General features: G+C 67.7%; 11 protein-coding genes. 5 read left to right on the plus strand and 6 right to left on the minus strand.

What is annotated here, in order from left to right; all coding sequences use genetic code 11:
• Window positions 1-27: 27 nt before the first annotated feature.
• Both ABDZ95_RS12280 and gyrA read right to left on the minus strand, forming a co-directional pair.
• Window positions 28-828: an aminotransferase class IV gene (locus ABDZ95_RS12280; RefSeq protein ID WP_343794303.1), complete on the minus strand. Its 801-nt coding sequence runs from the start codon at window positions 826-828 to the stop codon at window positions 28-30.
• On the minus strand, window positions 825-3,605 hold the full coding sequence (gyrA, locus tag ABDZ95_RS12285) for a DNA gyrase subunit A (protein ID WP_343794140.1): 2,781 nt from the start codon (window positions 3,603-3,605) through the stop codon (window positions 825-827). The genes ABDZ95_RS12280 and gyrA overlap by 4 nt, the downstream gene beginning before the upstream one ends.
• Window positions 3,606-3,727: 122 nt before the next feature.
• Between gyrA and ABDZ95_RS12290 the strand changes: the two genes are divergently transcribed.
• Window positions 3,728-4,333: a superoxide dismutase family protein gene (locus tag ABDZ95_RS12290; RefSeq protein WP_343794142.1), complete on the plus strand. Its 606-nt coding sequence runs from the start codon at window positions 3,728-3,730 to the stop codon at window positions 4,331-4,333.
• A 60-nt stretch (window positions 4,334-4,393) separates the two neighbouring features.
• On the opposite strand, the gene ABDZ95_RS12295 is transcribed toward ABDZ95_RS12290, so the two are convergent.
• Complete coding sequence (locus tag ABDZ95_RS12295) at window positions 4,394-6,241, minus strand: ABC transporter transmembrane domain-containing protein (protein WP_343794145.1); 1,848 nt, start codon at window positions 6,239-6,241, stop codon at window positions 4,394-4,396.
• A 135-nt stretch (window positions 6,242-6,376) separates the two neighbouring features.
• Here ABDZ95_RS12295 and rpmE point away from each other — a divergent pair, with 135 nt between their 5' ends.
• Both rpmE and ABDZ95_RS12305 read left to right on the plus strand, forming a co-directional pair.
• On the plus strand, window positions 6,377-6,601 hold the full coding sequence (gene rpmE, locus ABDZ95_RS12300; RefSeq protein WP_343794147.1) for a 50S ribosomal protein L31: 225 nt from the start codon (window positions 6,377-6,379) through the stop codon (window positions 6,599-6,601).
• A 165-nt stretch (window positions 6,602-6,766) separates the two neighbouring features.
• Complete coding sequence (locus tag ABDZ95_RS12305; RefSeq protein ID WP_343794149.1) at window positions 6,767-8,320, plus strand: L,D-transpeptidase family protein; 1,554 nt, start codon at window positions 6,767-6,769, stop codon at window positions 8,318-8,320.
• Window positions 8,321-8,377: 57 nt separating this feature from the next.
• Here the strand turns inward: ABDZ95_RS12305 and rcdA are convergent, their stop codons facing one another.
• Together rcdA and ABDZ95_RS12315 are read right to left on the minus strand one after the other, a co-directional pair.
• Window positions 8,378-8,893, minus strand: coding sequence for a protease adaptor protein RcdA (rcdA, locus tag ABDZ95_RS12310; protein ID WP_343794151.1), 516 nt, complete (start codon window positions 8,891-8,893; stop codon window positions 8,378-8,380).
• 112 nt (window positions 8,894-9,005) lie between these two features.
• On the minus strand, window positions 9,006-9,209 hold the full coding sequence (locus tag ABDZ95_RS12315; RefSeq protein ID WP_343794153.1) for a DUF1192 domain-containing protein: 204 nt from the start codon (window positions 9,207-9,209) through the stop codon (window positions 9,006-9,008).
• 85 nt (window positions 9,210-9,294) lie between these two features.
• Here ABDZ95_RS12315 and ABDZ95_RS12320 point away from each other — a divergent pair, with 85 nt between their 5' ends.
• On the plus strand, window positions 9,295-10,266 hold the full coding sequence (locus ABDZ95_RS12320; protein WP_343794155.1) for an NAD(P)H-quinone oxidoreductase: 972 nt from the start codon (window positions 9,295-9,297) through the stop codon (window positions 10,264-10,266).
• Between the two features lie 4 nt (window positions 10,267-10,270).
• Here ABDZ95_RS12320 and ABDZ95_RS12325 read toward each other — a convergent pair whose 3' ends face one another.
• Window positions 10,271-10,867: a beta/gamma crystallin-related protein gene (locus ABDZ95_RS12325; RefSeq protein ID WP_343794157.1), complete on the minus strand. Its 597-nt coding sequence runs from the start codon at window positions 10,865-10,867 to the stop codon at window positions 10,271-10,273.
• Window positions 10,868-11,102: 235 nt separating this feature from the next.
• Here ABDZ95_RS12325 and ABDZ95_RS12330 point away from each other — a divergent pair, with 235 nt between their 5' ends.
• The gene (locus tag ABDZ95_RS12330) at window positions 11,103-11,780 is read left to right on the plus strand and encodes a DUF1013 domain-containing protein (RefSeq protein ID WP_343794159.1); all 678 of its coding nucleotides are present in this window, start codon (window positions 11,103-11,105) and stop codon (window positions 11,778-11,780) included.
• Window positions 11,781-11,812 lie beyond the last annotated feature (32 nt).

Consider the following 11,812-nt stretch of genomic DNA (forward strand, 5'->3'; position numbering starts at 1 on the left):
CGGTTTAGCAGGTGCGAAACGAGGGGCCTAGATCGACTGCGGCGCGTTCGACGCCCATGCCGCCTGGAGCCGGTCGATCAGCGCCGGATCGACGTCCAGCGACCGGCCGTCGATGTTGGCCACTGGACAGCCCGGCGTCGCGCTGTTGCAGATGAAGGCTTGCCGGAAACCGGCCAGCGCCGCCCTGTCAATCGGGCGGGTCTCGCTGTCCAGACCGACGAGGTCGAAACCGCTTTCCAGGAGCCGCTGCCCGACGCCTCTGAGCATCGGTGCCCGGGGCCAGACGATGCGGCCGTTCTCGACGAAGCCGATGTTCCAGATGCTGCCTTCAGAAACGAGGCCGTCGGGGCCGACGAAAAGGGCGTCGTCGAACCCGGCCTCCTTGGCCAACCGCCGCGCCCGCGTCAGGCCGAGGGTGGCATTGTGCTTCAGTTCCGGAACCTCGCGGGCATAGTCCTGCGTCTGAAGCCTCAACGGATCGCACAGCGGGTTCGCTGGCGCGCTGACGACGGTCAGCACGCTGGGCTGCCCCATGGCGTCCGGCGTCCGGTGCGTGATCGTGGGCAGGAACAGCTGAACGCGCAGGCTGAACCGGCTGGCTTGCCCTGCCAGAGCCGCCTGCATCCGCTCGCGCAGCCGCGCCTCTGGCACAGCCACGCCGAACAACGTCAGCGCCTCCTGCTCCAGCCGCTCCAGATGCAGGTCCAGACCCCGCACCGCACCGTCCTCGACCTGCATCGAGGTGAAGGCGCCGTAGTTCGACAGCAGCACCGGCGCCAACGCCTCGACGCTGGCCGGCTCGCCGTCGATCTGGATGGTCAGACTCAGGCCTCGCCCTCGCCGCCCTCGATCGCGCCGGCTTCGCCCTCAATCACATCCTCGTCGCTCCCGCCGGAGTTCGGCAGGCGCTCGACCGAAACGACTTTTTCGTCCTTGCCGGTCTTGAAGATAGTGACGCCCTGGCTGGAACGGCTGACGATACGGACCTGATCCATCGGAGTACGGATCATCTGGCCGCCCGACGTGACCATCAGCAGGTCGTCGCCTTCCTGCACCGGGAAAGCCGCGGCCAAGCGCGCGCCGGCGCGACCGCCAAGACCGTGGGCCGTCAGCCCCTGGCCGCCGCGACCTGTGCGGCGGTATTCGTAGGCCGATGAACGCTTGCCAAAGCCCGTCTCGGTGACCGTCAGGATCAACTGCTCGGCGGCGCCCAGTTCGGCGATCCGCTCCAGGCTCAGCACGGCGTCCGCGACGGCTTCGTCATCGGCCTCGACCACTGCGGTGTCGTCGTCGGCGTCGGCCCCGGCCAGCGCCTTGCGCATGGCGTTCGAGTGCTTGACGTAGGCGGCGCGCTCTTCCGGCGTGGCGTCCACGCGGCCCAGCACGGCCATCGAGATCACCTCGTCATTGGCCTGCAGACGCACGCCGCGGACGCCGGTCGAGTCACGGCCCTTGAACACGCGCACGTCGTCGGCCTTGAAGCGGATGGCGCGGCCCAGGGCGGTCGTCAGCATGACGTCGTCCTCGGCGGTGCAGAGGGCCACGCCGACCATGCGGTCGCCCTCCTCCAGCTTCATCGCGATCTTGCCGGCGCGGTTCACCGTGGCGAAGTCCGACAGCTTGTTGCGGCGTACGTCGCCAGAGCTGGTGGCGAACATGATGTCGTAGTTGGCCCAGTCCGCCTCGTCCTCGGGCAGCGGCAGCACGTTCATGATGCTGTCGCCCGGCTCGATGGGCAGCAAGTTCACGAAGGCCTTGCCGCGCGACTGCGGATTGCCCAGCGGCAGGCGCCAGGTCTTCAGCTTGTAGGCCTTGCCGTTGGTGGCGAAGAACAGCACCGGCGTGTGGGTCGAGGCCGAGAACACGCCGACGACGGCGTCGTCCTCCTTCATCGCCACGCCCGAGCGGCCCTTGCCGCCGCGATGCTGGGTTCGGTAGGCGTTCAGGGCGACGCGCTTGACGTAGCCGCCGTGGGTGACGGTCACGACCATGTCCTCGCGCGGGATCAGGTCCTCGTCCTCCATCTCGCCGTCGCCTTCCCCGATCAGGGTGCGACGCGGAACGGCGAACTCTTCCTTCACCGCCAGCAGGTCCTCGCGGATCACGGCGAGGATGTTGGCGCGGTCCGACAGCAGGGTCAGGTGGCCCTGGATGGTGCCGGCCAGCTCGCGGGCCTCGCCGAAGATGTCGTCGCGGCCCAGGCCGGTCAGGCGGCTGAGGGTCAGGGCGAGGATGGCGCGGGCCTGCTCGTCGGTCAGGTTCAGCTTGTCACCGTCCACCAGCGCAGAGCGCGGGTCCGCGATCAGCTCGATCAGGGCCATCATGTCGCCCACCGGCCAGGCCTTGGCCTGCAGACGCTCGCGCGCCTCGGTCGGATCGGCCGACGAGCGGATGATGTGGATCACCTCGTCGATATTGGCGACGGCGACGGCCAGACCGACCAGCACGTGGCCGCGATCACGGGCCTTGCCCAGCTCGAATTTGATACGGCGGACGACCACCTCTTCCCGGAACTCCAGGAAGGCTTCCAGCAACTGGCGCAGGCCCATCTGCTCGGGACGGCCGTGGTTGAGCGCCAGCATGTTGACGCCGAACGACGACTGCATGGCCGTGAAGCGCCACAGCTGGTTCAGCACCACATCGCCCGAGGCGTCGCGCTTCAGCTCGACGACCATGCGCATGCCGTCGCGGTCCGACTCGTCGCGCACGTCGGCGATGCCCTCGATCCGCTTTTCGCGAACCAGTTCGACGATGCGCTCGATCAGGGTCTGCTTGTTCACCTGATAGGGCAGCTCGGTGACGACGATCGCCTCGCGGTCCTTGCGGATCGTCTCGATCGACGCCTTGCCGCGCACGATGACAGAGCCGCGGCCATCGCGCAGGGCGTTGCGAGGCGCGGTGCGGCCCATGATCTCGCCGCCGGTCGGGAAGTCCGGGCCCGGCACGATGTCCAGCAGAGCTTCATCGCCGATGTTCGGATCGTCCAGCAGGGCGACCGAGGCGTCGATCACCTCGCCGAGATTATGCGGCGGAATGTTCGTCGCCATGCCGACGGCGATGCCGCCCGCGCCGTTGACCAGCAGGTTCGGAATGCGGCTGGGCAGGACGACCGGCTCCAGCTCCTTCTCGTCGTAGTTCGGCTGGAAATCGACGGTGTCCTTGTCGATGTCGGCCAGCAGGGCCACGGCGGCCGGGGCCATCCGGGCCTCGGTGTATCGCATCGAGGCCGGCATATCGCCGTCGACCGAGCCGAAATTGCCTTGGCCGTCGACCAGCATCAGCCCCATCGAGAAGGGCTGGGCCATGCGGACCAGGGCCATGTAAACCGAGGCGTCGCCGTGCGGGTGGAAGCGACCCAGCACGTCACCGACGACGCGGGCGCATTTCGAATAGGCGCGCTCGGGCGACATCTTCAGATCGTGCATCGAGTACAGGATGCGGCGGTGCACCGGCTTCAGGCCGTCGCGCGCGTCCGGCAGCGCCCGGCTCACGATCACGCTCATGGCGTAGTCGAGATACGAGCGGCGCAGCTCGTCTTCGATGGTGATGGTCGAGATGTCGCCGCCGGTGGCGGGCGCGGCGTTGTCGTAGCTGTCGTCGGTCAAGGAAATCGGGCTTTAAATGGCCGGAATCGGAACGTGATCCGCTATCCGGTTTTCTAGCAGTCCGGCCTCCTTGAGGCAAAACTTACAACGGTCGAAAGACCCGTCGAAAAGGACCCTCCCCCATGCGCCTTCCGCTGATCGCCGCCGGTCTTCTGACGCTGCCGCTTCTCGCCGCCTGCAGCCCGCAGACCTCGACCGAAACCACGACCACCGCGCCGGCCGGCGAAGCGTCTCCGGCGACGGCTGCAGCGGTGCGCGCGCCGGTCGGTGCCACGGCCCGCGCCGCCCTGATCAACGCCACGGGCGGCCAGGCCGGCACGGCGACCTTCACCCAAGGCTCCACCGGTGTCCTGATCCGCGTTGAGGCCACCGGCCTGACGCCCGGCTGGCATGGCCTGCACCTGCACGCCGTCGGCCAGTGCGAGGCTCCCTTCACCAGCGCCGGCTCGCATATCCAGCACGGCGATGCGACCACGCCGCATGGCTATCTGAACGCCCAGGGACCTGACTCGGGCGATCTGCCCAACCTTTACGTCGGCGCCGACGGCCGCGGCTTCGCAGAGGTCTTCACCACCGCCGCCAGCCTGAACCAGGGCGGTCCGGGCGAGTATCTGATGGATGCCGACGGCTCGTCGATCCTGATCCACGCCAACGCCGACGACCATTCGAGCCAGCCGATCGGCGGCGCGGGCGACCGTGTGGCCTGCGGCGTGATCGCCGCCGGCTGATATCGCTGATGCAATGACGAGGGCCGATCCGGACACCGGGTCGGCCCTTTCGTTTGCCGGTCAGTCGGCGCGGAACTGCAGCTCGGCCAGACGGGCATAGAGGCCGCCCAGCGCGATCAGGGCGTGATGGCTGCCCTCCTCGACCACCTTGCCGTCCTCCATCACCACGATCCGGTCGGCGCGCAGCACGGTCGCCAGACGGTGGGCGATGACCAGGGTGGTGCGGGTCTCCATCGCCTGATCCAGAGCCGCCTGCACCAGCCGCTCGTTCTCGGCGTCCAGCGCCGAGGTGGCTTCGTCCAGCAGCAGGATCGGCGCGTCCCGGACCAGAGCCCGGGCGATGGCCAGACGCTGGCGCTGCCCGCCCGACAGGCTCTTGCCGCGCTCGCCCAAGGGGGTGTCGAACTTCTCGGGCAAGGCCTCGATGAAGCCCAGCGCCTGGGCCTCCTCGGCGGCGGCGCGAACGTCATCTTCCGATGCATCTTCGCGGCCGAAACGAATGTTTTCATTCGCGGAACCGGAGAACAGGGGCGCTTCCTGAGAGACCCAGGCGTAGCGGTTGCGCACCTCGACCGGGTCGGCGTCGCGCACATCCACGCCATCCACCGAGACCAGTCCCGACTGCGGATCGTAGAAGCGCAGCAGCAGCCGGAAGACCGTCGACTTGCCCGCCCCCGAAGGACCCACCAGCGCCACCGTCTCGCCCGGCCGCACGGTCAGGCTGAAGCCCTTCAGCGCCGGCAGGTCAGGGCGGCCCGGATAGCTGAAGTGGACGCCCGACATGGACACCTCGCCAACCGGCGGCGAAGGCAGGGCGCGCGGTTGCTCCGGCGCCGCGATGGACGGCTGCGAGCGCATCAGTTCGTCGATCCGCTCCATGGCGCCCGCGGCCTTCTGGACATCGCCCCAGCTTTCGCCCAGCGCGCCCACGGCCCCGGCGGCGAACACCGACAGCAGGACGAACTGCAGCAGCGCGCCCGGGCTCATCCGCCCGGCGATCACGTCCTGCGCGCCCAGCCAAAGCACCAGCGTTACGCCGCCGAACATCACCACGATGATCATGGCGGTCATCAGCGCCCTCGCCCGCATGCGGATCAGGGATGAGCCGAAGGCCGCCTCGACGGCATCGCCAAACCGCTGTGTGGCGCCGCGAACGCGGCCGAAGGCCTGTACCGTCTCTATGGCGTCCACGCTCTCGCCGGCGAATCCCACAGCGTTGGCGAACCGGTCCTGGGTCGCGACGGTGAGCTTCCGGACCCGCCGGCCGAACAGGAACAGCGGCACGATCAGCAACGGCACGATCAGCATCACGAGGCCGGTCAGCTTGGGGCTGACCACAAACAGAAGGGCTACCCCGCCGATCAGGGTCAGGAAGTTGCGCAGGGCATACGAGACCGACGTCGTCATCAGCGTCTCGACCAGGGCGATGTCCGTGGTCAGACGTGACAGCACCTCGCCGGTCCGCATCTTCGCATAGAAGGACGGGTCCAGCGTCAGGATGCGATCGAACAGGCCCTTGCGCAGGTCGGCCACGACGCGCTCGCCCGTCTTGGTGACGAAGTAATAGCGCACCGCCGTCGCTAGGCCGAGGAACAGGGCGTTGGCGCCCAGCAGCATGAACCACAGGTTCAACTGGGCCCCGCCATTCTGGAAGCCGTTGTCGATCGCGCCGCGCGCCGCGGCCGTCAGGCTGAGCGAGGCCGCCGTGGACAGGATCAGCCACAGCCCCGCCATGGCCATATGGCCCTTGTGGCGCAGGGCGTAGGGCAACAGCCGGCCCAACGGGCGCACATCGCGGCGCTTCTCGCGACGGCCGCCGGCCTCGTTCATCTGCTCGGCCAGCAGCGCGCCGGCGCCCGGGCGTCCACGAAGGTCGGCGTCGGCGGTCGGGGCGTGGGTGTCGGTCATGTGCGCGCCTCTTGCCCCGGAACGCCCCCCGGTGTAAACGCCGCCGCTCATTCCCGCCGGAGTCCTTCGGCGGGTTTCTCATTTTACGCGCACAGACGGTCGGCATCGTCACCGCGCAGAGACCGGACGACGACCATGAAGGCGGATACGCACCCCAACTACCACTTCATCACCGTGGTGATGACCGATGGTACGACCTACCAGACCCGTTCGACCTACGGGAAGGAAGGCGACACGCTGAACCTGGACATCGATCCGACCTCGCACCCGGCCTGGACCGGCGGCAACCAGCAGATGCTGGACCGCGGCGGCCGCGTTTCGCGCTTCAACAACAAGTTCGCCGGCTTCATCAAGAAGTAGGCCTTGCAACGCGGCCACACCGCCGCGGCAAGACGACACAAGGGCGTCGGTCCATCGGGCCGGCGCCTTTCTGTTTGTCCGGAACGCCGATAACATCACTCGCGTTGGGCTTTCGGGGCGTGGGCGTTGGGTCCGTGCATCGACTAACGGACGAATGAGCGAGCGATGAATCGACGGCAATTGGGTCTTGGCGCAGCCGCCGCGGCGATGGCCTCGGCGACAGGCGTGGCCGCACAGACACGCGATCCGTCGGCCGTCACCTTCTATGAGACCTTCAACGACCAGCTGGCGCGCCTGCCCGCCGCCGTCCAGCCCGATGTCCGCGCCTTCTACGAACTGAACGGCTGGCGCCCTGTCTGGACGGCCGACCGCCGCCGCGAACTCCAGAACGCCGCCGGCCGCGCGGAACGCCACGGCCTGTCGCAGGGCGACTTCTTCGACTTCGCCGCCCTCAGCAACGATCGCGACAACGGCGAGATGCGCACCACCGCCGCCGCCCTCGGCTACGGCCGGGTGCTGGCCGAAGGCCGCGTCCGTCCCGAGACGGTCGAAGACCTGTGGGAGATGCAGAAGAACCGCGTCGACCTGCCGACCGGCCTCAATGACGCGATGGCCCAGAACCGCCTGCTCGACTGGTTCGAGGGACTGGCTCCGACCGACATCGGCTATTCCAACCTTTCGGCGGGCTACGTCCGCTATCGCCGCCTGATCCGCGACAACGGCGGCTGGCCCGCCTTCCGTCCGGGAGCGAACATCGAGCCGGGCGGCAGCGATCCGCGCATCCCGACCCTGATCCGCCGTCTGGTCGCCGAGGGCGACCTGACCGCCGCCGACGGCGCGCGTATCACCGCCATGGGCAATGTCTACGGACCCGAGCTTCAGGCCGGCGTGCGCAGCTTCCAGGCCCGCCACGGTCTGGCCAATGACGGCCGTATCGGCGCCGGCACCCAGCGCTCCCTGTCGGCCTCCGCCGAGGACCGCGCCCGTCAGATCGCCCTCAACCTCGAACGCCGCCGCTGGCTGAAGCGCGAGCTGGCGCACGAGCGGATCGAGGTGAACACCGCGGCCGCCATCATGGTCTACTGGAAGGACGACCGTCCGGTTCACTCGAACCGCGTCGTTGTCGGCTCACCGCAGAACCAGACCCCCAGCCTCGAGAAGCCGTTCGCCTCGGTCGTGGCCAATCCGCCCTGGTATGTGCCCGCGTCGATTGCGCGCAACGAGATCCTGCCGCGGGGTCCGGGCTATCTGGCCAGCCAGAACATGTACATCCAGAACGGAACGGTCATTCAGCGCGCCGGTCCGCAGGCCGCGCTGGGCTATGTGAAGTTCGAGTTGCGCGACAGCTACGCCATCTTCCTGCACGACACCCCGTCCAAGGGCGCGTTCAACCTCGCCATGCGTCAGCGCAGTCACGGCTGCGTGCGCGTGCATCATGCGATCGACTTCGCCCGCCTGCTGCTGTCGCCCGATCCGACCCTGCTGGGTCAGTTCGACGCCGCACTGGACAGCCGCAACACCCGCCGCATCCAGACCGGTCGCGAGATTTCGGTGCGCCTGCTGTACTGGACCGCCTTCGTCGACGGTCAGGGCCGCGTCGCCTTCCGCGAGGATGTCTACAAGCGTGACGAAAAGCTGGCCGAAGCGCTGGGCATCGGCGTCAGCTTGCCCGCCGTGGTCGCCGATGGCCGCACCGACGTCAACGACGTCGGACCGTAGGCTCAGGCTATTCGTGGAGAAAAGAAAAAGCCCTTCCGGACGGGAAGGGCTTTTTGCTTACTGGCGGAAGGCCGCCGTCAGAAGATCCAGCTGGCTCTGCACCGGATTGACCGCCTCGACCTCCGGAGCGTCCAGATACATGCGACGGTCCAGATGCAGGACCCGGTCGTACAGCTTCTCGGCCCGCACCATGTACTCGATCAGGGCGATCGGCAGGTCAGGATGGGTCGGCTCGACCTCGGGTGTCCGGTCCGCCAGGCGATAGCGCGCCTCACAAGCGGCAAGGGCGCTCATGTCGCCCTCACGCACCGCGCGCTGAACCAGCAGCCAGGACGCGATCTGCATCAGCCGGGTGGTCAGCTTCATGCTTTCCGAGGCGTAGGCCAGAGCCACCGAGCGCGAGAGCAGCTTGGACTCACGCCGACCGTCGCCGTCCAGATAGGCGGCGGTGTCCTCGACCAGTTCCATACCTTCGCGGAAAGTCCGGTCGAACAGCTCCGAGCGCGCGAAGTCGTCCACCACCGCCTCGCGGCTGCGGCCCGAAGGCGACTGCAGGGTGTCTTCGGTGGACATCAACTGAACCAGACTCATGAAGAGGGTACATCCGTATCACGCCCGGCACAGTTACGCCCGGTGCTCCGCCAATGTGCAACGGCTGTGCCAGACACGCGACAGGGGAAAACGGTCAGCTGCGGAAATTGAACAATGCATCCGCGGCGTTACGCTGCGAGGACTTGCCCTCAATAGCGGCTTTCGAGCGGGCGATCTCGGCTTCCAGAGCCTCGATCCGCTCTTTCAGATCCTCGACCGAATAGCCGTCCAGATCCTCGCGCGTGAGAGCGATCAACGGCGCGCCGCGCGCCGGACGGGGCTCAAGATCCTCGAACATCTGGGCCTCCTTCCCGTGGCCTTCGTGGATGCAACCGCCTATCTGAACGCCCGGACACGGACGAATGCAAGGACGGGATGGTCTTATGCGGGTGATCGAGATCGCGGGCGACAAGGGTCCGGCCGAGGCCCTGACGCTGTCCGAACAGCCGGATCCGGTCGCCGGAGAGGGCCAGATCCGCATCCGGGTTCGGGCCGCAGGCGTGAACCGTCCCGACCTGATGCAGCGACAGGGCCTCTACCCTGCCCCGCCCGGAGCCTCCCCGATCCTCGGTCTGGAGGTCGCCGGCGAGGTCGATCAGATGGGTTCGGGCGTCACGCGCTGGTCTGTCGGCGACCGCGTCTGCGCCCTGCTGGGCGGCGGCGGATACGCGGAACTGGCCGTCGTCGACGCCCGCCACGCCCTGCGCGTTCCGGAGAGTCTCGATTTCGTTCAGGCGGCCGGCCTTCCGGAGACCGTCTGCACCGTCTTCGCCAATGTGTTCGAAGCCGGAGTGCTGAAGGCGGGCGAAACCTTCCTGATTCATGGCGCGACCAGCGGGATCGGCGTGACGGCCATCCAGATGGCGAAAGCCGCCGGCGCGCGGGTCATCGCCACCTCGCGAGGCGCAGAGAAGACCGCCGCCGCCCTTGCCCTCGGCGCCGACGTCAGCCTCGACGCGCGCTCAGGCGACCTGGAGGGCGCCATCCGGGAGTTGGGGGGCGTCGATGTGGTGCTGGACATGGTCGGCGCCGACTATGCCGCGATCAACCAGGCAGTTCTCAAGCCGATGGGCCGCTGGGTTGTCATCGCGACCCAGTCAGGAGCCGCTGCACAGATCGATCTGCTGAAACTCATGCTGAAGCGGATCACCCTGACAGGTTCGACGCTCCGCGCGCGACCGACGGACGAAAAGGCCCGGCTCATAGCCGAGGTGGAGCGCACCGCATGGCCATGGGTCGTTTCAGGTCAGGTTCGGCCACCGATCCAGGCGAGCTACCCGCTGGAACAGGCGTCGGCCGCCCACCTCGCGCTGGAGGCGGGCGACCACGTCGGCAAGATCGTGCTGACGATCTGAACCTCTACCAGCGACCGCCGCCGCCGCGACGCACCGGACGCATCGACGAGATACGATCGTTCATGCCCCAGTTCTGCAGATTCCGGACGTCGTCGCGGAAGGTCCGGCACACGCCGCGGAAATAGGCGTCGGTGCAGACTTCCCATTCACCGCGGACCTGCATCGAACTGATCTGGTCGTTCATGCCCGAGTTCGCGAGATTGGGGATCTCCTCGTTGAAGGTGTACTGTGAACCCCGATAGTTGGCGTCGCGATAGACCGTGATGGAGGCACGCCCCCAGCCCGGACCGCCGGGACCGCCGGGGCCGCCGGGGCCGCCCGGCCAGCCGCCGCCGTTTCCGTGATCGTCCTCGAACTGACCGCGCACCGGACCACACACCAGCAGGCCGTTGTCGTTGCGGATCTCGTAGTCGCTGCAACGGTTCAGCTCGATCGAGGAACCGCGCACCTGATTGTTACGGGTCCGACAGTCGGCATAGAGCCGCCCGCGATTGGTGTACTCGCCGCTGCACGACTGCCGGTAGTCGCCGCGCGGAGCGACGCGCGGACCGATGTCCTGCCCCGACATCAAGGCCACCGCCGCAAGGGTTTCGATAAACATGGGGGTCTCCTCCCGCTCTCTCCAAAACGCACAACGCGTCTGTGAGAGCAGTGTTCACCCGGCCGATGAACCTTTGCTGTACGACGTTGTCGGCGTTCGTTTCTTTTTGTCGCGTTTTCCGGAGAATGGGCCTATATCAGGATCATCCGCGCCCGGCCGAAAGGTCGGGCGCCGTCGTATCCGGAACCCGCCGGGCCGCGTGCCTGGCCGGGCAGAACAAGAAGCGAAGACGCCCATGACCGACATTCTGATGCCCAAGGCCACCGCCGTCTGGATGGTCGACAACACCTCGCTGACCTTCGAACAGATCGCCGACTTCTGCGGCCTGCATCCGCTGGAAGTGCGCGGCATCGCCGACGGCGACGTGGCCCGTGACATCCGCGGCGTCGACCCGATCACCGGAGGCCAGTTGACCCGCGAGGAGCTGGACAAGGCCCAAGCCGACGAAAACTACCGCATGAAGGCGATCGTCAGCCGTCACGCCGAGCTGCTGAAGCAGGCCAAGCCGGCCCCGCGCTACACCCCGGTCTCGCGTCGTCAGGACCGTCCGGACGCCATCGCCTGGTTCGTGCGTAATCACCCCGAGGTGACCGACGCCCAGATTTCCAAGCTGCTGGGCACCACCAAGGCCACCATCGAGACCGTGCGCAACCGCACGCACTGGAACTCGGCCAACATCAAGCCGGTCGATCCGGTGACCTTGGGCCTGATCGGCCAGCTGCAGCTGGACGAAGTGGTCAAGAAGGCCGCCGAGAAGAAGGCCAAGGACGACGCCAAGCGCGGCGGCCCGACCCTGCAGGCCGCCGACGCCCCGGCCGAGGACGCCGTCGTCGAGGAGGAGTTCGTTCCGGAAGAGCGCGAGCGCCGCGGCGCCGAGCCGACCGCCGAGTCGGTCTTCGGCACCCGCGACTAAGGCCTGTCGCAGACAGATGCAAAACGGCCCCG

Source organism: Brevundimonas kwangchunensis (assembly GCF_039523815.1).
GTDB classification, from domain to species: Bacteria; Pseudomonadota; Alphaproteobacteria; order Caulobacterales; family Caulobacteraceae; genus Brevundimonas; species Brevundimonas kwangchunensis.

Bases quoted from the DNA above. Each gene is read 5' to 3' on its own strand.
- ABDZ95_RS12290 (WP_343794142.1), top strand. From the start codon at position 3,728: ATGCGCCTTCCGCTGATCGCCGCCGGTCTTCTGACGCTGCCGCTTCTC.
- ABDZ95_RS12295 (WP_343794145.1), bottom strand. From the start codon at position 6,241: ATGACCGACACCCACGCCCCGACCGCCGACGCCGACCTTCGTGGACGC.
- rpmE (WP_343794147.1), top strand. From the start codon at position 6,377: ATGAAGGCGGATACGCACCCCAACTACCACTTCATCACCGTGGTGATG.
- ABDZ95_RS12305 (WP_343794149.1), top strand. From the start codon at position 6,767: ATGAATCGACGGCAATTGGGTCTTGGCGCAGCCGCCGCGGCGATGGCC.
- rcdA (WP_343794151.1), bottom strand. From the start codon at position 8,893: ATGTCCACCGAAGACACCCTGCAGTCGCCTTCGGGCCGCAGCCGCGAG.
- ABDZ95_RS12315 (WP_343794153.1), bottom strand. From the start codon at position 9,209: ATGTTCGAGGATCTTGAGCCCCGTCCGGCGCGCGGCGCGCCGTTGATC.
- ABDZ95_RS12320 (WP_343794155.1), top strand. From the start codon at position 9,295: ATGCGGGTGATCGAGATCGCGGGCGACAAGGGTCCGGCCGAGGCCCTG.
- ABDZ95_RS12325 (WP_343794157.1), bottom strand. From the start codon at position 10,867: ATGTTTATCGAAACCCTTGCGGCGGTGGCCTTGATGTCGGGGCAGGAC.
- ABDZ95_RS12330 (WP_343794159.1), top strand. From the start codon at position 11,103: ATGACCGACATTCTGATGCCCAAGGCCACCGCCGTCTGGATGGTCGAC.